This window comes from Vibrio sp. Vb0598 (assembly GCF_033338935.1).
Lineage (GTDB): Bacteria > Pseudomonadota > Gammaproteobacteria > Enterobacterales > Vibrionaceae > Vibrio > Vibrio alginolyticus.
The window spans coordinates 1-1,212 of record NZ_JAWOTP010000184.1; the positions used below are offsets into that span (position 1 = coordinate 1).

Below are 1,212 nucleotides of genomic sequence, written 5' to 3' on the forward strand. Positions count from 1 at the left end.
TCATCACTATTGTACAGTTTATGGTGATCACCAAAGGTTCGGAGCGTGTTGCTGAAGTTAGTGCTCGATTCTCTCTTGACGCCATGCCGGGCAAACAGATGAGTATCGACGGTGACATGCGCGCTGGAGTTATCGATGTTCACGAGGCGCGTCATCGCCGTTCTCTGATCGAGAAAGAGAGCCAAATGTACGGCTCGATGGACGGTGCAATGAAGTTCGTAAAAGGCGACTCCATTGCGGGCTTGGTGATCATCATCGTGAACATCTTGGGTGGCGTCACCATTGGCGTCACGCAAAAAGGCATGAGCGCGTCAGAGGCGCTTGAGCTGTTTGCGATTTTGACCGTAGGTGATGGCTTGGTATCGCAGATTCCTGCGCTATTTATCGCGATCACCGCTGGTATTATCGTTACGCGTGTTTCCCACGAAGACTCGGCCGACTTGGGCTCCGACATTGGTGGGCAAGTCACGGCTCAGCCTCGAGCACTGTTGATTGGTGGTGTGCTGCTGGTCTTGTTCGCTCTGATCCCTGGCTTTCCGAAAATTACATTCCTAGTGCTGGCTTTGGTGGTCGGTGGCGGCGGTTTTTACCTCTTCTATAAACAGAAAAAGCAAACCGAATCAGAAAGCAGCGATCTGCCGAGCTTTGTCGCGCAGGGAGCGGGTTCTCCTGCCGCAAAACCCAATAAACCAACGCCGTCTCGGGGTAGCAAAGGCAAATTGGGCGAGCAAGAAGAATTCGCGATGACAGGGCCACTGCTTATCGATCTGGATTCTAGCTTACAAGAAAGCCTAGAAGCCGTCGCACTGAACGACGAACTCGCTAGAGTAAGACGCGCGTTGTATCTCGATCTTGGTGTACCGTTTCCGGGAATTCACCTACGTTTTAACGACGGGATGAAAAACGGCGAATACTTGATTCAGTTGCAAGAAGTGCCCGTTGCACGTGGTCGTATTGAGAAAGACAAATTGCTGGTCACAGAAGGAAGCGACCAGATTGAATTGCTTGGTGTGCCTTTTGAGCAAGATGACGACTTCCTCCCGGGAGTCTCGAGTCTTTGGGTCGCACAAAGCTATCAAGAGAAGCTGACCATGAGCCACGTTGGCTTTCTTACGTCAGACCGCATTTTGACGTTCCATTTATCGCACGTATTGAAAGAGTCCGCGCAAGACTTTATCGGGATTCAAGAAACGCGCTACCTGCTTGAGCAAA

1 pseudogene is annotated in these 1,212 nt (G+C 51.2%); it reads left to right on the top strand.

What is annotated here, in order from left to right:
- Positions 1-1,212 (top strand): annotated as a pseudogene (gene vcrD, locus R7Q38_RS23940) (SctV family type III secretion system export apparatus subunit VcrD); the annotation flags it as partial.